General features: G+C 65.6%; 18 protein-coding genes. 9 read left to right on the top strand and 9 right to left on the bottom strand.

Translation table 11 applies throughout. The features are described from left to right. The first annotated feature begins 335 nt into the window (after positions 1-335). Both BMI87_RS03720 and BMI87_RS03715 read left to right on the top strand, forming a co-directional pair. Positions 336-1166 carry a fructosamine kinase family protein gene (locus tag BMI87_RS03720; RefSeq protein ID WP_078519791.1) on the top strand — a complete coding sequence of 277 codons (831 nt, stop codon included), beginning with the start codon at positions 336-338 and terminating at the stop codon, positions 1164-1166. Between the two features lie 54 nt (positions 1167-1220). Next, entirely contained in the window at positions 1221-2288 is a 1068-nt protein-coding gene (locus tag BMI87_RS03715; protein WP_078519790.1) for an FUSC family protein, read from the top strand. Positions 2289-2340: 52 nt separating this feature from the next. Here the strand turns inward: BMI87_RS03715 and ilvD are convergent, their stop codons facing one another. Beyond that, positions 2341-4176, bottom strand: a complete 1836-nt coding sequence (gene ilvD / locus BMI87_RS03710) for a dihydroxy-acid dehydratase (RefSeq protein ID WP_078519789.1) — start codon at positions 4174-4176, stop codon at positions 2341-2343. 259 nt (positions 4177-4435) lie between these two features. On the opposite strand from ilvD, the gene BMI87_RS03705 reads away from it, so the two are divergent. Both BMI87_RS03705 and pdeM read left to right on the top strand, forming a co-directional pair. Next, positions 4436-6841 (top strand): ligase-associated DNA damage response DEXH box helicase, encoded by a 2406-nt coding sequence (locus tag BMI87_RS03705; protein ID WP_078519788.1) that lies wholly within the window; start codon positions 4436-4438, stop codon positions 6839-6841. After that, complete coding sequence (pdeM, locus tag BMI87_RS03700) at positions 6838-7485, top strand: ligase-associated DNA damage response endonuclease PdeM (protein WP_078519787.1); 648 nt, start codon at positions 6838-6840, stop codon at positions 7483-7485. The genes BMI87_RS03705 and pdeM overlap by 4 nt, the downstream gene beginning before the upstream one ends. Here the strand turns inward: pdeM and BMI87_RS03695 are convergent. The 5 genes from BMI87_RS03695 to BMI87_RS03675 form a co-directional block, all read right to left on the bottom strand. Continuing rightward, entirely contained in the window at positions 7458-7961 is a 504-nt protein-coding gene (locus tag BMI87_RS03695) for a gamma-glutamylcyclotransferase family protein (protein WP_078519786.1), read from the bottom strand. The genes pdeM and BMI87_RS03695 overlap by 28 nt on opposite strands. Beyond that, entirely contained in the window at positions 7958-8809 is an 852-nt protein-coding gene (locus BMI87_RS03690; protein ID WP_078519785.1) for an aldose 1-epimerase family protein, read from the bottom strand. Before BMI87_RS03690 ends, BMI87_RS03695 begins: the two co-directional genes overlap by 4 nt. A 434-nt stretch (positions 8810-9243) precedes the next feature. Beyond that, positions 9244-11199, bottom strand: coding sequence for a DNA topoisomerase IV subunit B (parE, locus tag BMI87_RS03685; RefSeq protein ID WP_078519784.1), 1956 nt, complete (start codon positions 11197-11199; stop codon positions 9244-9246). A gap of 122 nt (positions 11200-11321) precedes the next feature. Next, positions 11322-11657, bottom strand: coding sequence for a hypothetical protein (locus BMI87_RS03680; RefSeq protein WP_141536225.1), 336 nt, complete (start codon positions 11655-11657; stop codon positions 11322-11324). A gap of 219 nt (positions 11658-11876) precedes the next feature. After that, positions 11877-12536 carry a glutathione S-transferase family protein gene (locus tag BMI87_RS03675; RefSeq protein WP_078519782.1) on the bottom strand — a complete coding sequence of 220 codons (660 nt, stop codon included), beginning with the start codon at positions 12534-12536 and terminating at the stop codon, positions 11877-11879. Positions 12537-12675: 139 nt separating this feature from the next. Between BMI87_RS03675 and ppk2 the strand changes: the two genes are divergently transcribed. The 5 genes from ppk2 (at position 12676) to BMI87_RS03650 (ending at position 17152) form a co-directional block, all read left to right on the top strand. Beyond that, on the top strand, positions 12676-13689 hold the full coding sequence (gene ppk2 / locus BMI87_RS03670) for a polyphosphate kinase 2 (RefSeq protein ID WP_078519781.1): 1014 nt from the start codon (positions 12676-12678) through the stop codon (positions 13687-13689). Between the two features lie 92 nt (positions 13690-13781). After that, complete coding sequence (locus tag BMI87_RS03665) at positions 13782-14384, top strand: cyclopropane-fatty-acyl-phospholipid synthase family protein (RefSeq protein WP_078519780.1); 603 nt, start codon at positions 13782-13784, stop codon at positions 14382-14384. Between the two features lie 262 nt (positions 14385-14646). Then, the gene (locus BMI87_RS03660; protein WP_078519779.1) at positions 14647-15090 is read left to right on the top strand and encodes a cytochrome c; all 444 of its coding nucleotides are present in this window, start codon (positions 14647-14649) and stop codon (positions 15088-15090) included. 6 nt (positions 15091-15096) lie between these two features. Continuing rightward, complete coding sequence (locus tag BMI87_RS03655; protein ID WP_078519778.1) at positions 15097-15693, top strand: cytochrome b/b6 domain-containing protein; 597 nt, start codon at positions 15097-15099, stop codon at positions 15691-15693. Positions 15694-15793: 100 nt separating this feature from the next. Further along, positions 15794-17152 (top strand): MATE family efflux transporter, encoded by a 1359-nt coding sequence (locus BMI87_RS03650; protein ID WP_078519777.1) that lies wholly within the window; start codon positions 15794-15796, stop codon positions 17150-17152. Here BMI87_RS03650 and BMI87_RS03645 read toward each other — a convergent pair. From BMI87_RS03645 to BMI87_RS03635, 3 genes are all read right to left on the bottom strand, one after another. After that, positions 17149-18360: a UbiH/UbiF family hydroxylase gene (locus BMI87_RS03645; RefSeq protein ID WP_078519776.1), complete on the bottom strand. Its 1212-nt coding sequence runs from the start codon at positions 18358-18360 to the stop codon at positions 17149-17151. The genes BMI87_RS03650 and BMI87_RS03645 overlap by 4 nt on opposite strands. 205 nt (positions 18361-18565) lie before the next feature. Continuing rightward, a complete protein-coding gene (locus tag BMI87_RS03640; protein ID WP_078519775.1) occupies positions 18566-18793 on the bottom strand; it encodes a hypothetical protein in 228 nt (75 codons plus the stop codon). A 114-nt stretch (positions 18794-18907) separates the two neighbouring features. Then, positions 18908-19609, bottom strand: coding sequence for a pyrimidine 5'-nucleotidase (locus BMI87_RS03635; RefSeq protein WP_078519774.1), 702 nt, complete (start codon positions 19607-19609; stop codon positions 18908-18910). Between the last annotated feature and the right edge of the window lie 62 nt (positions 19610-19671).

Below are 19671 nucleotides of genomic sequence, written 5' to 3'. Positions count from 1 at the left end.
GCTAAACGCAGCCGCCGCAAGGGGTTCGCGGCGGCTGCTACCCGACGGAGACGAGTGTGGGGATATCTCCGTCAGGGTCTCGTGTTGCCCCCCGAGGGACAGAAACGGACAAATCCTCCGGCCCGAGCGCGCTGCACGCATTGTCTCGGCACGAAGGCGTCCAAAATGTCTATGCTGCACGAAGGACTGACCCGCCATGGGGAGGCTGATCGACGGCAACATTGGGCATTTGCACCGGATGGAACCCGTCACGCAACCGTAATCCTGTCGTACAGAGCGGATATTCGCCTGTGGTGCCGCAAGAAAAGGCAAACGACCGAAAACAGGAGGGCGACATGGACGAAACGGCGCGGATATTGGCAGAGGCCGCGCGCCTCCTGGAAATCACGCCGCGACGGGCCGAGCCGTTGGCGGGCGGCGATCTGAGCCCGGTGCTGGCGCTGGACCTGCCGACGGGGGAACGCGTGATCGTCAAGGGCGGGCCTTCCCCCGAAACCGAGGCGGCGATGCTGCGTGCGTTGGCCGAGGCGGGCGCGCGAGTGCCGAAGGTGATCGCGGTCTCTCGGGTCTGCCTCGTGATAGAGGCTTTGCCGCAGAGCGGTGGGCTGCGGGGCGCGGGGTGGCTGGAACTGGGCGAGATGCTTCGGCGCCAACACCGCGCGCCGGGGGCGCTGGATGAGGCGCCCTACGGCTGGCCCGACGAGTATGCTTTCGGTCCGGTGCCGATCCCCAACGCAGCGCGCCCGACATGGCCTGAGTTCTGGGCCGAGGCACGGCTGCGCCCGTCGCTGCCTGCCTTGCCCGCGCCGCTCGCGCGTCGGGTCGAGACGCTCGCCGCGCAGGTCGACGAGCATCTGCCGCCGCGCCCGTTCCCGTCCCTGCTGCACGGCGATCTCTGGGCGGGCAATGTCTTGGCCGATCAGGGACATCTGAGCGGGTTGATCGACCCGGCCTGCTATTACGGCGACGGCGAGGTCGATCTCGCGATGCTCCATCTCTTCGGCGCGCCCGGGCCGGAATTCGCCGCTGGCTACGGCGCGCTTGAACCCGGCTGGGAAGGGCGCCGGGCGATCTATCAACTCTGGCCCGCGCTGGTGCATCTGCGCCTGTTCGGTTCGGGCTATCACGGAATGGTGGCGGGGCTTCTGGACCGGATCGGCGTCTAGCGGGGAACCAGCGCGTCGGTAAGGCGCTTTGCCTGCATCGAAAGGTGTTACGCGGTGTCTCTGTCCGAACTTTCAATCTCGCAGCTTTCCAAGCTGAACTGGTCGCGCGGCTTGCCTGCGGCGCTTGCGCTGAGCGGTTTGGTCGCGATCGTGCTGTCACTCGATCTGCCGCGCGGGCAGGAACTCGCGGCGCTTGGCGCGGGCTTCGCCACCTCGACAGGGCAGGGGAAATCGATCCGCAACCGGCGCTGGCCGGTCACGTTCCTCGACATTGCGGGTAAGCTGGTCGGCATATTCGCCGGGATGATCGCGGCGAAAGTCATGATCGGGGGCGTCGCGCTGAGTGTGCCGGGGATGTTGCTTGGCGCGTTCGCCGTGGGCCTTCTGTCGCGCCGGGATATGAGCCTGTGGTGGCTGTTTCTGCAAAGCTGGCTGTTCTTCTCGCTCTCGACCTTTCTCGTGCAGTTCATCCCGTCGCCCGGGCCGGTGCTGCTTGCTGTCGGCGGCGCGATGGTCTGGGTCCTGGCGGTGGAAGAGGCGGTGCGGGTGATCTGGAAACACATCGCGCCAAAGACGGGGCCGAAGCTCGATGGGCAGGTGCCGCCGGACGGTGTCGCGCCGCTCAACTCGCTGATCGGTCAGGGGCTGCAGGCGATGGGAGCGGTGGGCTTGTCCTACGGCGTCGCGGTCGCCTTCTCGATCAACCATCCCTACTGGGCGCCGCTCTCGGCTCTGTTGATGCTGCGCCCGCGTCCCGGCATGACATGGGACCGGGTGCTGGTGCGCAGCCTAGCGACCCTCGCAGGCGGGCTGGGGGCGAGCCTGCTTGTGCTGTGGCTCGGGCCAGACAGTGTCGTGATGCCGGGGCTCTATGTGATCTTCGGCGTGACTGCGATCCTGTTTGCGCCGCCCGCGCATTACCCGACCTTTGTGGCCTTCCTGACCGCGCTGATCGTGGTGATGGTCTCGATGGGCAATGATGCGCCTTTGTCGAATGCTTGGGGCCGGGTCGCGGGGACGGTGCTGGGCGGGGTCTCGGCCTTGGCGATGAGCTACCTCGCCCATGCGATCCGCAAGCGGCTCGGTTGGGAAGAAAGCCTGCCCGAAAGCGATGCCGCCTGAATGAAAACGGCCGCCCCGAGAGGCGGCCGTTCCAATTCGCGTTAGGGTGCGATCACTCGGGCAGGATGCGCACGCCACCCTTCGCCGCCGAGCTGGCCAGCAGCGCATAGGCCTTGAGCGCGGTCGAGACAGCGCGCTTGCGCGGCTCTGCCGGTTTCCATGGCAGCGGCCCCATCGCCTCACGCCGCGCGGCCAGAACATTGTCGGCCACGGCAAGGTTGATCGTGCGGTTCGGGATGTCGATCTCGATGATATCGCCGGTCTCGACGAGGCCGATCGTGCCGCCTTCTTCCGCTTCCGGGCTGACATGACCGATCGAGAGGCCCGAGGTGCCGCCCGAGAAACGCCCGTCGGTCAGCAGCGCGCATTTCGCGCCGAGGCCCTTCGATTTGAGGTAGGAGGTCGGGTAGAGCATTTCCTGCATTCCCGGACCGCCGCGCGGGCCCTCGTAGCGGATGATGACCACTTCGCCCTCGACGACCTTGCCGGTCAGGATGCCCGACACCGCGTCGTCCTGGCTCTCGAACACTTTCGCGGGGCCCGAGAATTTCAGGATCGAGTCGTCGACGCCCGCGGTTTTCACGATGCAGCCCTGCTCGGCGATATTGCCGTAGAGAACAGCCAGACCGCCATCCTGCGAGAACGCATGTTCCGCGGTGCGGATCACGCCGTTTTCGCGGTCGCGGTCGAGCTCTTTGTAGCGGTTCTCGGTCGAGAAGGCCTGCGTGGTGCGCACGCCGCCCGGCGCCGCGCGGTAGAACTGATCGGTGGCGTCGTCATTGGCGACCATCACGTCCCATTTCGAGAGCGCCTCGGCCATCGTTTCCGAATGCACGGTGCGCACATCCTGATGGATCAGACCGGCGCGGTTCATCTCACCAAGGATGCCCATGATGCCGCCCGCGCGATGAACGTCTTCCATGTGGACGTCCTGCTTGGCAGGCGCCACCTTGCAGAACACCGGAACCTTGCGCGAGAGGCGGTCGATGTCTTCCATCGTGAAGTCGACCTTGCCCTCATGTGCGATCGCCAGCAGGTGCAGCACGGTGTTGGTGGACCCGCCCATCGCGATATCGAGGCTCATCGCGTTCTCGAAGGCTTCAAACGTCGCAATCTCCCGCGGCAGCAGGCCCTTGTCTTCCAGCTCGTAATGGCGGCGCGTGATCTCGACGATCTTGCGGCCGGCTTCAAGGAACAGCTCCTTGCGGTCGGCATGCGTCGCCAGCATCGAGCCATTGCCCGGCAGCGCCAGACCCAGCGCCTCGGCCAGACAGTTCATCGAGTTCGCGGTGAACATGCCCGAGCACGACCCGCAGGTCGGGCAGGCGGCTTTCTCGATCGCGAGCACATCCTCGTCGGAATATTTGTCGTCGGCAGCCGCCACCATCGCATCGACCAGATCGAGGTCGTGACCGATGATCTCCGCGCCTTCCTTGCCGGCCTCCATCGGGCCGCCGGAAACGAAGATCACCGGGATGTTCAGGCGCATCGCGGCCATCATCATGCCGGGGGTGATCTTGTCGCAGTTCGAGATACAGACCATCGCATCGGCGCAATGCGCGTTGACCATGTATTCCACGGAGTCCGCGATCACTTCGCGCGAGGGCAGCGAATAGAGCATCCCGTCATGGCCCATCGCGATCCCGTCATCGACGGCGATGGTGTTGAATTCCTTCGCGACACCGCCCGCGCTCTCGATCTCGCGCGCGACCATCTGGCCGAGGTCCTTGAGGTGGACGTGGCCGGGCACGAATTGCGTGAAGGAGTTCACGACCGCGATGATCGGCTTGCCGAAGTCGTCATCGGTCATGCCGGTGGCGCGCCACAGACCGCGCGCACCCGCCATGTTGCGGCCATGGGTGGATCTACGGGAACGATAAAAGGCCATAAGATTTCCGTTTCTGTCGCGCCCGAGGGGACTCGGGCAATTTCCTGTCGCGGGCCTGAATATAACATGGATCGCCCAATGAACAGTGGCGAGATGGCGCGGATGGGGTGTGCGATGGTGCGAGATGTTGGGGAGAGCCGCGTCGCGACGCAAAGGCTGATTGCTTTAAAGAAGGGGCGGGCGCGGCCCGGGCTAGCCGCCCGCGCCAAGAGCTGTCGCAAAGCTTGCGCATCCGCTCCTCACGCCTACCTTTCACGCGATGCCCGACACCGCCGCCACGCCCCTCCTGCCGCAACGCTTCGCCGACTGGTTCGCCAGCCGGGGCTGGCAGCCGCACAGGCATCAGCTCGACGTGCTGTCGGCGCGCGAAGATACGCTGCTGATCGCGCCGACCGGGGGCGGCAAGACGCTGGCGGGGTTTCTGCCGTCGCTCGTCGATCTGGCCGAGGGATATGAGGGGCTGCACACGCTCTATGTCTCGCCCCTGAAGGCGCTGTCCAAGGACATCGCCCGCAACCTGCGCGCGCCGGTGGACGAGATCGGGCTGGACCTGCGGATCGAGGATCGCACCGGCGACACATCGGCCACGCAGCGCCGCCGTCAGCGGGTCGATCCACCGCAGATCCTGCTGACGACGCCGGAGAGCCTCGCGCTGATGCTGTCCTACCCGGAAGCGCCGAAGATCTTCGCAGGGGTCAAGCGGGTAGTGCTCGACGAGATCCACGCGCTGGCTGAAAGCAAACGCGGCGATCAATTGATGCTGGGCGTCGCACGGCTGCGCAGCCTGTCGCCGGACCTGACCGTAACCGGGCTCTCGGCCACGGTCGAGGCTCCGCAGGCGCTGGCCGATTTCATGGGCGGCGCGCGGGTGATCATGGCCGATCCCGGCCCGGCGCCTGATATTGAGATGCTGCCGACCGCACGTCCTGCACCTTGGGCAGGGGGCGGCGGGCGGCACGCCGCTCGCGATGTGATGGCGGCGATCGAGGACGCGCGGCTCAGTCTCGTTTTCCTGAATACCCGCGCGCAGGCCGAGCTGTTCTTTCAAGCGCTTTGGGAGGTGAACGACAACGCCCTGCCGATCGGGCTGCATCACGGCTCGCTGTCGCGCGAGGCGCGCCACAAGGTCGAGGAGGCGATGGCGAGCGGCGAGTTGCGCGCGGTGGTCTGCACCGGCTCGCTCGATCTGGGGCTCGACTGGGGGGATGTCGATCTCGTCCTGCAGGTCGGCGCGCCGAAGAACGTCAAACGCCTCGTGCAGCGGATCGGGCGCGCCAATCATCGCTATGACGAACCCTCGCGCGCGCGGATCGTGCCCGCCAATCGCTTCGAGATCGTCGAATGCGCCGCTGCCTTGGAGGCCGTGCGCGAGAACGATCTGGACGGCGGCGGGCGGCGCTGGCGCGGTCCGCTCGACGTGCTGTGCCAGCATATCCTGCTGACCGCCTGCGCCGGGCCGTTCGAGGCGGATGCGCTTTATGCCGAGGTGCTGCGGGCAGGGCCCTACGCCCAACTGCCGCGCGCCGATTTCGATGCCTGTCTGGAGTTCTGCGCGACGGGCGGCTACGCGCTGCGCGCCTATGACCGCTGGCAGCGCCTGTTGCAGCGCGACGGCAAATGGCAGCTCCGCGATCCCCGCGCGACCCGCGATCTGCGGATGAATATCGGCACAATCACCGAAACCGAGAAGCTGAAAGTCCGCCGCAAATCCCGACGCGGCGGCACGCCCTTGGGCGAGGTGGAGGAAGGCTTCGCCGCGTCGCTCACCCCCGGCGACACGTTCCTGATCGGCGGGCAGGTTGTCCGCTACGAAGGTCTGCGCGAGATGGTCGTGGAGGTGACGAACGCCGCCACGCGCGAGCCGAAGATCGCCGTCTTCTCGGGGCTGAAAATGGCGACCTCGCTGGAGCTGTCGCAAAGGGTGCAGCGCCTGATCGCCACGCCCGAGGACTGGGATCAGCTGCCGCCTGACACCCGCGACTGGCTGGCGCTGCAGCGTGAGATTTCCACGCTGCCAGCCCCCGGCACGCTGACCTGCGAGTCCTTTCTGCGCGGCGGGCGGGCGTTCTTCTGCCTCTACGGTTTCGCCGGGCGCAACGCGCATCAGACCCTCGCGCTGCTGCTGACTCACCGGATGGAGCAGGCGGGGCTCGGGCCGCTTGGTTTTGTCGCCACCGATTACGCGCTGCTGATCTGGTCGATCGATCCGGTCGAAGACCCCGCGCCGCTGCTATCTGCCGAAGGGTTACGCGACGGCCTGCGCGACTGGCTCGCGAGCAACGCCGTGATGAAGCGCGCCTTCCGCTCCATTGCCACGATCGCGGGCCTCATCCAGCGCAACCTGCCGGGGCAGCGCAAATCGGGCAAACAGGCGACGTTTTCCTCGGACATCCTTTACGACACGCTGCGCCGTTACGACCCCGATCACCTCTTGTTGCGCATCACGCGCGAGGAGGCGAGCCGCGGCCTCGTCGATTTCGAACGGATCGAAGAGATGCTGGCCCAGGGTAAGAGAATCGTGCATATCCGCGCCCCGCATGTGACGCCTCTGGCCGCGCCCCTGTTGCTCGAACACGGGCAAGTCGGCATTCGCGGCGGCACGGGCGAGGCACGGCTGATGGAAGAAGAGGCGCAGGCGATGATGCGCGAGGCGGGGCTGGAATGAGAGAGATCACCTTCGCGGGGCAACGGTTCATCGCGCAACCGTCGGGCGCGCTCTATTGGCCCGAGGAAGAGGCGCTGATCGTGGCCGATCTGCACCTGGGCAAGTCCGAGCGGATGGCGCGGCGCGGTGGTGCGCTGTTGCCGCCCTTCGAGAGCCTCGACACGGTGATCCGGCTGGAGGCCGAGGCTCTGCGGCTGCGGCCCTCGCGCCTGATCAGTCTGGGCGATGCGTTCGACGATGATGCGGCGGCGGAAGAGATCGCGCCCGAGATCGCCGGGCGTCTGACCCGGATCGCGGCGCAGACGAAGCTGCTATGGATCGCGGGAAACCATGATCCGATCGGCTTGGGCCGGACCGTGGAAGAGACGCAAATCGGCCCGCTCACGCTGCGCCATATTGCAGGGCAGGGGCCGGACCTGTCGGGCCATTACCACCCCAAAGCGCAGATCGCGCGGCGGTCGTATCGAGCGTTTCTGGTGGGGCGCGATCACCTGATCCTGCCCGCTTTCGGCACCTATACCGGGGGCTTGGATTGCGACGGGCCGGAGCTGTCGTCGCTGGTCGGGGCAGGCATCGCCGTGCTGACCGGGCCGGGGATGCCGGTGCGCCCGATCGGTCAGAGCGCCGCGCGCCAGTCGCGATAGCCCGCGCGGACCAACGCTTCGCGGGCGGCGATGAAGCCGGGGCGGTCGGGCTCTGGATCGGGGATTGGCGTGACATGCACCAGATCGTCCAGGCCCAGCCCATGTTCGCGCCGCCCCGCCCGGATCAGCGCGAGATACCACTCGAACGGCGCGATCCCGTTCTGGCGCTGGAGCGCGCGATAGGTGAAGGCGCGCTGGCCATCTTCGAGCGTGAGCGCGATCTTCTCGTAATGAAGCCCCGCGCCTTCGGCAGCATCGAGCGCGGGGATGTCGCTCTCCGTGATCTCGAACAGCACCCCTTGGGTGCGCGCGTCGCCTTCGGTGATCGTGGCCTTCGCGCTCCCGTCGCGCCCGCGTTTCGAGAAATCGAGCGCATGTCCGGGGACCTCCGCCAACCCGAGCACGCGGGCCGAAGGGCAGCGCGCGGCAAGCCGCGAGGTCAGCAGGTTGGAGCCATAGGCGAGGTAGGGGATCATCCGCTCACCGCCAAGGTCATCGCGAATGTCTCCTGCGCGCCGGGCGGCAGCATCATGCTATCGGGTCGCGCGGCCAGTTCCGGCCCGGCGCCTTCCGCCGCAGGCAGCCCGTGCCACGGCTCAACGCAGATATAGGGCGCACCGGGCTTCTGCCACAGCGCGAGATTGGGCAGGTTGGAGAAGCGGAAATCGAGCACCGGCGCCCCGTCGGCGTGGTAGCGCAGCCCGTCGCCCGCGCCTTCGGGGAAGATCATCGCATCGTCCTCATACTGCGCCGGATCGAGGGTCAGCGCGCCCGCCGTGAAGGGCGAGGGCATCCGCGCGCGCCCCAGCATCCCTTCCGCGAGCCGCGCCAAGGCAGGCTCCGCCCCGTTGCGCAGCTCGATCCGATGCGGGCCGGTCGCGCCGGGCAGCGGCCAGCGAAATGCCGGGTGAAAGCCGAAGGAAAACGGCATCTCCCGGTCGCCCGCATTGCTGACCGTGGCGGTGATGCTCAGCTCCGCCCCCACGACCTCGTGGACGATCTCGAGACGGAATTCGAACGGATAGGCCGCGGTCTCCTGCGAGGGTTCGAGCAGGTGGCAGCAGCGGTTTTGCGTCAGCTCGGTCACGCGGAAGGGCAGATCGCGGGTGAAGCCGTGCTTGGGGATTGCGTGGGGCGTGCCGTCGATCGTCACCCCGTCGGGCGCGGGAAGGCCGACGATGGGGAACAGGATCGGGGCCTGCCCGCTCCACCAGGCCGGGTCGCCCTCCCAGAGCAGCTCCTGCCCCTGATAGCACAGCCCCTGCATCTCGGCGCCCAGATCGGCAATGGTGACGCTGAGGCTTTGGGACGAAATCTGAGGCATGTGTCGGGATCCGGAGCTTTTGACGTATCGCGCCTTGGTATCGCGCCGCCGGAGATGATCCAAGCCCGTGTCCGTTTCGTGCCACGCGAGGAGGGGTGAGCCGGGACTAGCGGCCTTCCAGTGGAAGGACGCCCCGGCGAACGCCCGGAGCGCGAGCGGAGGGCCGGACGGGCGCGTGTGGCGAGAGACGAGGGCAGCGCCCGACCCTTGGGGTGAGCCGCGTCTCGGAAGGCTTCCAGTGGAAGCCTTCAGCGGCGAACGCGCCGCGTGTCGCGGCGCAGGGGGCGCTGTGCTGTCGTCTGATTTGGGAGGTTTATCTTGCAAGCCCGGAGGACGGGGAGGCTGTGAACTGCATCGCCAATGCGCCCTCCCGGGGGAGGGGCGGGCGCTGCCCGGGCTGGTCGCCCGGGCATGAGTTCAACTGTCAATGCAGGTCAAACATCCAGCTCCTCCACGAACTGCGCGTTCTCCTGAATATACTGGAACCGCAGTTCGGGTTTCTTGCCCATCAACCTTTCCACCAGATCGCCGGTCTCGTTCGGCTCGTCGTCGTGGATCGTCACCCGGATCAGCTTGCGCGTGTCGGGGTGCATCGTGGTTTCTTTCAGGTCCTTCGCGTCCATCTCGCCCAGACCCTTGAAGCGCTGCACGTCGATCTTGCCTTTGCCGCCCAGACCTTTCTCCAGCATCGCGTCCTTCTCGGCGTCGTCGGCTACGTAGACACGCTTGGCGCCCTGGGTCAGGCGGTAGAGCGGCGGGCAGGCCAGATAGAGGTGGCCCTGGTCGATCATCGGGCGCATCTGGGTGAAGAAGAAGGTCATCAGAAGCGAGGCGATGTGGGCTCCGTCCACGTCCGCGTCGGTCATGATGATGATCTTGTCGTAGCGCAGATCGTCGACGTTGAACTTGGTGCCGAGGCCCACGCCGAGCGCCTGCGTCAGATCGTTGATCTCCTGGTTTGAACCGAGCTTGGAGCTTGCCGCGCCCAGCACGTTGAGGATCTTGCCGCGCAGCGGCAGCAGTGCCTGGTTCTTGCGGTCGCGCGCCATCTTGGCCGAGCCGCCCGCCGAGTCGCCCTCGACGATGAACAGCTCCGTGCCCGAACGGTTCGTGGCCGAGCAATCGACCAGCTTGCCGGGCAGGCGCAGCCGCTTGGTGGCCGATTTGCGCTGAGTCTCTTTCTCTTGCCGGCGCTTGAGGCGTTCCTCGGCGCGCAGCACGAGGAAATCGAGGATCGCGCCTGCGGATTTCGTGTCCGAGGCCAGCCAGTTGTCGAAGTGGTCGCGCACGGCGCCTTCGACCAGACGCTGCGCCTCGACGGTGGCCAGACGGTCCTTGGTCTGACCCACGAATTCCGGCTCGCGGATGAAGCACGAGACCAGCGCGCAGCCGCCGGTGATCAGGTCGTCGCGGGTGATCTGCGCGGCCTTCTTGTTGTTCACCAGCTCGCCATAGGCGCGGATGCCCTTGAGGATCGCCGACCAGAAGCCCGCCTCGTGGGTGCCGCCCTCGGGCGTCGGCACGGTGTTACAATAGGACTGGATGAAGCCGTCGCGCGACGGCGTCCAGTTGATCGCCCATTCGACCGAGCCCGGCACGTTGAACTTTTCGCGGAACTCAACTTTGCCCGAGAAGGGGCGGTCGGCATAGGTGCTCGCGCCGCTCAGCGTCTCGGTCAGGTAATCTGCGAGGCCGCCGGGGAAGTGGAAAGTCGCTTCGGTCGGGGTCTCGCCATCGTCGACCTCGGACTTCCAGCGAATCTCCACGCCCGAGAAGAGATACGCTTTCGAGCGCACCATCTTCAGCAGGCGCGCGGGCTTGAACCGGTGATGGCCGAAGATCTGCTCGTCGGCATGGAAGGTGACGGTGGTGCCGCGACGGTTCGGCGCCGCGCCGATCTTCTCCACCGGACCTTCGGGAATGCCGCGCGAGAAGCGCTGTTCATACAGTTCCTTGTTCTTGGCGACCTGAACGACCATCAGGTCCGACAGCGCGTTGACCACCGAGGCACCCACCCCGTGCAGACCGCCCGAGGTCTCGTAGGCGTCGCCCGAGAATTTGCCGCCCGCATGCAGCGTGCAAAGGATGACTTCCAGCGCGGATTTGCCGGAGAATTTCGGGTGCGGGTCGATCGGGATGCCGCGCCCGTTGTCGCGGATGACGACGGAATGATCGGCGAGCAGCTCGACCTCGATGCGGTTGGCGTGACCGGCCACCGCTTCGTCCATCGAGTTGTCGAGGACCTCGGCCACCATGTGATGAAGCGCGCGCTCGTCCGTGCCGCCGATATACATGCCGGGGCGTTTTCGCACGGGTTCGAGACCTTCGAGCACCTCGATCGAGGAGGCGTCATAGGAATCGGTCTGGGGCGTCAGAAGATCGTCGGCCATGCTGCTCGCTTTCTCTTGTAGTTTTCTAAACAAGAGATACCGCAGGTTGGGGCGGAGGAGCAAGAAGACCCCACCGCCCCGATCCGCTTCGAAAGCCCCACACCCCCGAAAACGTCCGGCCCTTACGCGACGCGCGCCATGAGCAGCATCGACCCCACCGCCATCGCGATACCGAAGACTTCCCGCAAGGCGAGTTTTTCACCGAACAGGACGACTCCCATCGTCACCAGAGCCATCAATGTGAAAAGCGCCGGGGCCACGCCCGTTTGTGCCAGCGACACATGCCGCATAGCCAGAAACCAACCTGCTGCCGAAGCGGCGTAAAGCACGCAACCTAGGAAGACAGACGGCGAATGCAGCGCGTGGCCCTTCTCACCGGCAGATTTCAGAACGAAATCACCCGCGATCACGATCAGCGTCGCACCCAAACACAGGCTGTATCCAAGCAAAGCAGACATGGTTACCTCGAACCCTCTTCACCCCGACAAAATGACGTAAGGGAAGCTGCATTGCTAAGAGGAATTCACCCCGCTGCGGAAAACCCGACCACTTGGTCAGGGAGACCTGACTGAAAGGCGAAGTTGGGTTGAGCGCCTGCCCATCGCTTGAGCAGAGCGCGTATCCGCGCCGTCTTCGCATACACCTTTCGAATTAGGCGCGACGCGAGGTTCGCCGAATCAAACCGCCTCGGCCTCGCGCTTCTCCCACATCGCGCGGAAGGCTTTGCGGCTCTGGCACAGCTTGATCCAGCTTTGCAGGCGCGGGTAGGGGGCGAGGAACTCCGGGTGGTCCTGCCCGTAGCGCAGAACCTCGGCCAGATTGAGATCCGTCACGGTGAACCGGCCGCCCACGATATGGCTATGCGTCTCGAGATGGGTCTCGAGCGTGGTCAGCGGCCGGGCGAGCTTCGAGCAGAGAGACGCGATCTCGGCCTTGCCTTCCGGCGTGTCCTGCTCCTTGCGGCGATAGACGAAGCTGAGGGCGAGCGCATCGGTCTCGATCCAGGTGGCGGCGAAGAGCGCCCATTGCTCCATTTGCGAGAGCTCGCGCTCGTGCGCAGGGGCGAGCGGCCCTCCCGCCTTGCGTGCGAGATGCAGGTTGATCGCGAGCGACTCCGTCAAGATCAGCCCGTCTTCCTCCAGCACCGGGATCGCGCCCATCGGCGAGAGCTTGCGAAATTCGGGCGAGCGGGTGTTGAGCGGAACCTCCGGCGCGAGCGGATCCTTGAAACGGTTCGCCTGCACGACTCGGCGCAGACGGAACGGCAGGCCCAACTCCTCGAGCAACCACAGCGCCCGGCTCGCCCGCGAATGATAGTTGCCGTAGATCGTGATCATGTCCGTTCCTTCGTTTCGCTCGATTTTGTGGCGTTTTTGCCGCCGGAGGCCCAGCAGACACGGGTTTTTGATGCGTATCAAGGCACATCACGCGGGATTGCGCGATGCTCCGCAAGGTTCAGCCAACGGAGGGATACGCATGAAAGATCAGCTCATGAGCGACGCGACGAAACCGGCCAAGGCCGCAGCCGGGAAGGCAGAGGCTGTCGTCAAGCCGATTGATCCCGCCGAGGCGCATCCCGCGATCACTCCGCCAGAGCCGAAGGCGACCGGCCCGAAGAGCTTCCCGCGCGTCGATCCCAGTGCGGTGCGGCTGGCTTTCGAGACCGGGAAATACCCCTACAAGCGCAAGATGGCGCGCGCCGCCTATGAGAAAGAAAAGGCGGAGCTTCAGGCCGAGTTGCTGAAGGTCCAGAAATGGGCGCAGGAGAGCGGCGAGAAATTCGTGATCCTCTTCGAGGGCCGCGACGCGGCGGGCAAGGGCGGTACGATCAAGCGCTTCACCGAACATCTCAACCCGCGCTTTGCCCGGGTCGTCGCGCTCAACAAGCCCTCGGAAGAGGAACTCGGTCAGTGGTATTTCCAGCGCTATGTCGAGCATCTGCCGACCGCGGGCGAGATGACCTTCTACGACCGCAGCTGGTATAACCGCGCGGGCGTGGAGCGCGTGATGGGGTTCTGTAAGCCCAACGATTACCTCGAATTCATGCGCCAGACCCCGGAGCTGGAGCGTATGTTCGTGCGCTCGGGCATCCGGCTTTACAAATACTGGTTCTCGGTCACCCGCGAAGAGCAGCGCCGTCGCTTCCAATCGCGCGAAACCGATCCGCTCAAGCGCTGGAAGCTGTCGCCGATCGATCTGGCGAGCCTCGATCGCTGGGACGATTACACCGAGGCGAAAGAGGCGATGTTCTTCTACACCGACACCGCCGATGCGCCGTGGACCATCGTGAAGTCGAACGACAAGAAGCGCGCGCGGCTGAACTGCATGAAGCATTTCCTGTCGACGCTGGACTATCCCGACAAGGATCCCACGATCGCAACGCCGCCCGATCCGCTGATCGTGGGTCATGCGAGCCATGTCGTGCATTCGTCCGAGCATATTCTTGGCGCATCTCTTCATCCCGATCAGCGCCGCGTGACCAAATCCTGAGCATGTGATCGCCGGTGGCGATTTCGGTGACCGGTGGGGCTTGTCCCTCCGCCGGTTGCATTCCATGTGAAAGGTAACAACCGGAGGAGAGCATGGGCTGGAACGAAAGATTCGCCGGAGAAGAATTTCTCTATGGCACGACCCCGGCGGATTTCGTGGCGCGTCAGGCATGGCGTCTCGCTCCGGGGGCGCGGCTTCTGAGCATCGCTGACGGCGAAGGGCGCAACGGCACCTATCTCGCCAGCCTCGGAGTGCAGGTCACAGCCCTCGAACCGTCGGAAAACGCGCGCCGCAAGGCCGCTGAACTGGCGCAGGAGCGGGGCGTGTCGATGCAGACGATCGACGCCGATCTTCGCGGCTATGACTGGCCACGCGGCGAATATGACGCCGTTCTCGCCTGTTTCATCCAATTCGCCGATACCGCCTTTCGGGCGGAGATTTTCGACGGCATCGCGACCGCGCTCAAACCGGGCGGGCTCGCATTGATCCACGGCTTCGCGCGACGCCAGCCGCGCTACGGGACCGGCGGGCCGGGGGTCGTGGAGCAGCTCTACGATCTCGATCTCCTGCGCGACGCCTTCCCGCGCTGGGAGGTGCTGCATCAGGCCGATTACGATGCCGATCTCGACGAGGGCGCGGGCCATTCCGGCCGCGCCGCCCTGATCGATTTCGTCGCCCGCAAACCCGAGCGCTGATTCCGCAGATTTCGGCATAAAGTCAGGGTTTCGCGCGGCTTATACGCGGGGTGCCTGACGTTCCGTCGCAACTTAAGTGCGATTTCTAGGCGATTTGCGCGTTCGATCGGCAATAGGCCGGAACCTGCCTAAGACCCGGTGCCTCCCTATCGTCCCGGTAGGGGAAATGTGTGCCTGCGCACATAGGAGTGTCTTCGGATTGACACGAATGCGTGTAACCTCAAACCTGTACGTTTCTTGCCATCGCAGATTGGAGTTCCACATGCGTAAGCCTCTCCTCGCCCTGACCTTCACCCTCGCCGCCAGCGCCGCTTTCGCGCAGTCGCCCAAAGACGCTGTCGAAGCGCGCCAAGGTTTCTTCGATTTGCTCGGCGCCCAGATGGCCGTGCTCGCGCCGATGGCGCAGGGCAAGATGGACTTCGATGCCGCCAAGGCACAGACCGCCGCCAACAACATCGCGGCGCTCGCGAAGGTCGACATCTCGCCGCTCTTCGTCGAAGGCACTTCGGTCGACGACATGATGGAGACCCACGCGAAGTCGGAAATCTGGTCGAACATGGACCTGTTCATGGAAAAGGCGGATGCCCTCCATCAAGCCGCGGCGGAAATGCCCGATGCGGCAGGCAGCCTCGAGACGCTGCAGCCGGCGGTCGGTAAGCTCGGCGGCACCTGCAAGAGCTGCCACGACGAGTTCCGTTCGAAGTAACGCAGAATGAAGGACACCGCCGCCTCCCCCGCGAAGAAAACCGTCACGGTCTGGGACCCTGTCGTGCGTCTGTTCCACTGGCTTCTGGTGGCGGCTTTTGCCGCCGCCTGGGGTCTCGGGGAATGGGGGCCGAACCAGATGACGTGGCATTTCTATGCCGGCTACGCGATCGCGGGGCTGCTGGCGGTGCGTCTGATCTGGGGGTTCGTGGGATCGCGCACGGCGCGGTTCTCGCAGTTCCTTTATGGACCCAAGGCGGTGGCGGATTATCTTCGCCACCTGCCATCCAAGGAAAGCTCCGGCCATCTCGGGCATAATCCGCTGGGCGGCTGGTCGGTTCTCGTCATGCTCGGGCTGCTGATCGTGCAGGTCGTGACCGGGCTGACCTCCGATCCGCAGGATTACATCAACGTCGGTCCCCTGGCGGGCTCCGTGCCGGAAAGCATCAGCACGAGCTGGGCGCCGAAAATCCATGAATTCGTGGCGACCCTGCTGCTGATCGTCGTCGGTATCCATATCGCGGCCATCGTCTATTACCGGACGTGGAAGGGTGTGAACCTCGTGAAGCCGATGATCACGGGTAAGAAAGAAGTGGGCGAGTAACCGCTCTCTTGACCGCCGCGTCGGGCGGGGCTAGCGCTCGCCCATGACGAGCACCGACCCCCATCAGAGCGCGCCACCGCCTCAGTCGCAAAAGCAAGCGATGCCACTCGCCCGCCATGTGCGGGCGATCTTCACTTTGGGTCTACCGCTGATCGGCTCCAACCTCGCGCAGATGCTGCTCAACGTGACCGATACGGTGATGGTGGGCTGGTATGGCGTCGAGGCGCTGGCGGCGCTGGTGCTGGGTACCTCCTATTTCTTCTCGATCTTCATGCTGGGCAACGGGATCGCGCTGGCGGTGATGGGGCGCGTCTCGGCGAGCCTGGGCGCGGATGACGAGGTGCAGGCGCGGCGCGACACACGAATGGGGATCTGGCTGTCGATCCTGTTCGGCCTCGCGATGCTGCCGGTCTTCTGGAATTCCGGCGCGGTGCTGGAGATGCTGGGTCAGAAGCCCGAGATCGCGGCGCTCGCACAGGAGTACCTGCGCATCCTCGGCTTCGCGCTCGCACCCGGCCTCGCAATGATGGTGATCCGTTCGTACCTGTCCGCGCAGGAGCGCACGGCGGTGCTGCTCTGGATCACGCTGGGGGCTGTCCTGTTGAACGCGGGCGTCAACTGGATCCTGATCTTCGGCAATTGGGGCGCGCCGGAACTGGGCGTGCGGGGTGCGGCCATCGCCTCGCTGAGTGCAATGGTGCTGAACCTTGTCGCGCAGGCGATCTATGCCGCGCGTGCCCCGGGCCTGACCCATATCCGGCTGTTCCAGCGGTTCTGGCGGCCCGATTGGGAGGCGTTCTGGATCGTCGCGAAAATGGGCCTGCCGGTGGGGCTGACGTCGGTGGCGGAAGGCTCGATGTTTCAGGCCTCGGCGCTGATGATGGGCTGGATCGGCACGATCGAACTCGCCGCGCACGGGATCGCGCTGCAGGTCTCCTCGATCACCTTCATGGTGCATGTCGGCCTGTCGAACGCGGCCACCGTGCGGGCGGGGCGGGCGCATGGGAAACGTGACCCGCGCCTTCTGCGTGACGGGGCGCGGGTGGTGACAGGGCTCTCCGTGGGCTTCGGTCTGCTGACGGTGGCGGTCTTCGTCTTCGCCGGTCCCTGGCTCACGCGGCTCTTTCTCGATGCCGACAATCCGGCCACGCCCGAGATCGTCCTTTACGGTGTGCGCTTCCTGATGGTCGCGGCGATTTTCCAGCTCTTCGACCTGATGCAGGTGATGGCGCTGGGCCTGTTGCGCGGTGTGCAGGATACGCGCGTGCCGATGTGGATGGCGGTGGCGAGCTATTGGCTGATCGGTATCCCGGCCAGTTACTTTCTCGCCTTCACGCTGGATTTCGGCGGCGTCGGGCTTTGGCTCGGCCTCGTGCTCGGCCTTGCCTCGGCGGGGGCGATGATGATGCGGCGGTTCTGGCGCGGGCCGTGGTTGCAGCCGCGCCAGTCAGTCGCTTAACGCACGCCAAGCCCCGCCTTCATCAGCGTCTTGCGCACCGGCCCGAGCGAATAGAGCGCGCCAAGAACGCCTGCGCGCAGGTCGCGCAGCGGTTGGGCTTCGACCATCGAGGCGCGGTTGAGCAGATCGATCCCGACTTCGCGCGCCTTCACCTCCGGCCAGCGGCGACGGTGATAGGCGTCGAGCATCTTCGCCTCGCCCAGATGCACCGGGTCTTCCTCGGCCAGTTTCAGAAGGCAGGCGAGATCGGCGAGGCTCATATTCAGCCCCTGCGCGCCGATCGGCGGAATGACATGGGCGGCCTCGGCGATCAGGGCCACGCGCTGGCCCGAGAACCGATCCGCGATCTGCGTCATCATCGGCCAGACGGCGCGGCGGGTCTCCAGCTTCAGCGGCCCGAGAAGCCCGGTCGAGCGTTCCATGATCGCCGCTTCGAACTCTTCCGGGGGCAGCGTGGCGAGGCGTTCGGCTTCGGCGGCGCGCTCCATCCAGACGATCGCGGAAGAGGGCTTGCCGTCACGATCAGGTAGCGGCACCAGCGTGAACGGCCCGCCCGAACGGTGGATCTCGGTCGAGACATTGTCATGCGGGATCGGGTGGGTGACCGCGAAGGCCAGCGCCTTCTGCCCGTAGCGGATCGTCTTCACGCCAAGCCCTGCCGCTTCGCGCACGAAGGAATTGCGGCCATCGGCCCCGATGACGAGACGGGCGCGCACATGGGTGCCGTCGGACAGCGTCACCTCGGCGCCGCTTTCGCGGGTCACGAGGCCGGTCGTCGCGACGCCGGGGCGGAAATCGACGAGCGGGTTGTCGGCCAGCGCGGCCACCAGCTCGCGGCGCAGCAGCCAGTTCGGGAAATTCCAGCCGAAGGGTTCGTCGGACAGGTCCGCCGCGTCGAAATCGCGGGTCAGGCGCGCGGTCGGGCTTTCGCCGCCCGCATCCACGATCCGCATGATCTGCAGCGGCGCGGCATAGGGCAGGAGCCGATCCCAGATCCCCGCAGCCTGCAGCACCTCACGCGACGGGCGCAGGAACGCGGTCGAGCGCATATCCGCGCCCTCTGCCGCCTCTTCCGTGACCGGCGGTGTGGGATCGACGCAGATCGTGGTGAAGCCCGCCTGCCCGAAGGCTGCGGCTGCCGTCAGACCGGCGACGCCGCCGCCGGAGATCAGGATATCGGTGTCGATGGGTGTGCGGGTCTCGGCCATGGGGCGCCTCCGTCAATGTCAGTGCCACTTTGCCCTCCGGCGCGGGCAGGTGCAATGATCCGCCGCCGGGATGCGACGCGGCGACACAGCGAAACGCAAGCCGGGGGCGTGGAGGTCCCCGCAACGCGGGGCGCAAAAAGAAACAGCCCGGATCGCGCGGATCCGGGCCGTGTTCGCCGAGGGCGAGAATTCTTCTAATGCGACGTCAGCCGCCTGCAGTCATCACCACGATGAGGGCGAGCATGATCCAGGTGGCGCCCACGGCCCAGAGGATCAGGCCGCCAAGGCCCATGATCGCGACCATGCCCGCGGCCAGAGCCACGACGACAAGCGCGAGGGTGAACATGAAAGCCGGCGAAATCTGCTTGTGCTCGGTTTCGGAATGATCGGCCACATAGGCCGAAACGCCGGAATCGGCGGTCGTCATGGTCATAATCGAATCTCCCGTTTGCTGTCTCCCTGACAGGCCACCGTGATTTAAAGATGCATCTCGTTTCGATAAAGATGCGAAGCCGTGCCATATTGTCGCAGCGCCGTCACTTTCCCTTCATGCGCGCGTGATTTTGCGCAGGAACCCGGCGAGATCGGCCGTGTGATAGTGGATGTGATCCTCCGGCGCGGGAGCGGGGGCGACATGCACGGTCTTCATCCCGATTGCATGGGGATGGCGCAGGTTGCGGGCGTCATCCTCGAACATCGCGCCGCGCTCGGGCGCGATCCCGGCCTGCGCGAAAACACGGTCGAAAGCTTCGGCGCGCGGCTTGGGATGAAACTCGGCGTGCTCGACGCCATAGATCCCGTCGAACAGCCCGGTCAGCCCGCGCGCCGCGATCACCCGCGTCGCATAGGGGGCCGAGCCGTTCGTGTAGACGATCTTGCGGCCCGGCAGGGCTTCGATACCTTCGCGCAGCGCCTCATCCACCATCAGATGGTCGAGCGAGATCTCGTGCACCTCGTGCAGATAGGGGGCCGGGTCCACGTCGTGCTCGTGCATCAGACCCGCCAGCGTGGTGCCGTAAAGCTGCCAGTAGTGGTTGCGCAGATGGTCGGCCCGCGCGCGATCGACGCCCAGCGAGCGCATCACGAAATCGGTCATCTTCACTTCGATCTGGTCGAAGAGCCGCGCCTCTGGCGGGTAGAGCGTGTTGTCGAGATCGAACACCCAGGCGTCGACATGCGCGAACTCGGCGGCGAGATCGCGGTCGGCAGGGGTGGCGGAGGCGGGGGCAGGCGCGGAGCTGTCTGTCATGGGCTGCAAGCTAGGTCGCGGGGCGCGCAGGTGCAATCTGCTTGTCACCGGGGGCGGCCCGC

Origin of the sequence: Thioclava sp. F28-4 (assembly GCF_002020045.1) — a bacterium.
Classification (GTDB): Bacteria; Pseudomonadota; Alphaproteobacteria; order Rhodobacterales; family Rhodobacteraceae; genus Thioclava; species Thioclava sediminum.
Note: the sequence above shows the minus strand (reverse complement) of the source record. Positions and strands in the feature narration are given on the sequence as shown.

Coding starts and splice junctions, on each gene's coding strand:
- BMI87_RS03665 (WP_078519780.1), top strand. CDS start 13,782: ATGGGCTGGAACGAAAGATTCGCCGGAGAAGAATTTCTCTATGGCACG.
- ilvD (WP_078519789.1), bottom strand. CDS start 4,176: ATGGCCTTTTATCGTTCCCGTAGATCCACCCATGGCCGCAACATGGCG.
- BMI87_RS03650 (WP_078519777.1), top strand. CDS start 15,794: ATGCCACTCGCCCGCCATGTGCGGGCGATCTTCACTTTGGGTCTACCG.
- BMI87_RS03680 (WP_141536225.1), bottom strand. CDS start 11,657: ATGTCTGCTTTGCTTGGATACAGCCTGTGTTTGGGTGCGACGCTGATC.
- BMI87_RS03675 (WP_078519782.1), bottom strand. CDS start 12,536: ATGATCACGATCTACGGCAACTATCATTCGCGGGCGAGCCGGGCGCTG.
- pdeM (WP_078519787.1), top strand. CDS start 6,838: ATGAGAGAGATCACCTTCGCGGGGCAACGGTTCATCGCGCAACCGTCG.
- ppk2 (WP_078519781.1), top strand. CDS start 12,676: ATGAAAGATCAGCTCATGAGCGACGCGACGAAACCGGCCAAGGCCGCA.
- parE (WP_078519784.1), bottom strand. CDS start 11,199: ATGGCCGACGATCTTCTGACGCCCCAGACCGATTCCTATGACGCCTCC.
- BMI87_RS03690 (WP_078519785.1), bottom strand. CDS start 8,809: ATGCCTCAGATTTCGTCCCAAAGCCTCAGCGTCACCATTGCCGATCTG.
- BMI87_RS03655 (WP_078519778.1), top strand. CDS start 15,097: ATGAAGGACACCGCCGCCTCCCCCGCGAAGAAAACCGTCACGGTCTGG.
- BMI87_RS03645 (WP_078519776.1), bottom strand. CDS start 18,360: ATGGCCGAGACCCGCACACCCATCGACACCGATATCCTGATCTCCGGC.
- BMI87_RS03640 (WP_078519775.1), bottom strand. CDS start 18,793: ATGACCATGACGACCGCCGATTCCGGCGTTTCGGCCTATGTGGCCGAT.
- BMI87_RS03695 (WP_078519786.1), bottom strand. CDS start 7,961: ATGATCCCCTACCTCGCCTATGGCTCCAACCTGCTGACCTCGCGGCTT.
- BMI87_RS03720 (WP_078519791.1), top strand. CDS start 336: ATGGACGAAACGGCGCGGATATTGGCAGAGGCCGCGCGCCTCCTGGAA.
- BMI87_RS03705 (WP_078519788.1), top strand. CDS start 4,436: ATGCCCGACACCGCCGCCACGCCCCTCCTGCCGCAACGCTTCGCCGAC.
- BMI87_RS03635 (WP_078519774.1), bottom strand. CDS start 19,609: ATGACAGACAGCTCCGCGCCTGCCCCCGCCTCCGCCACCCCTGCCGAC.
- BMI87_RS03660 (WP_078519779.1), top strand. CDS start 14,647: ATGCGTAAGCCTCTCCTCGCCCTGACCTTCACCCTCGCCGCCAGCGCC.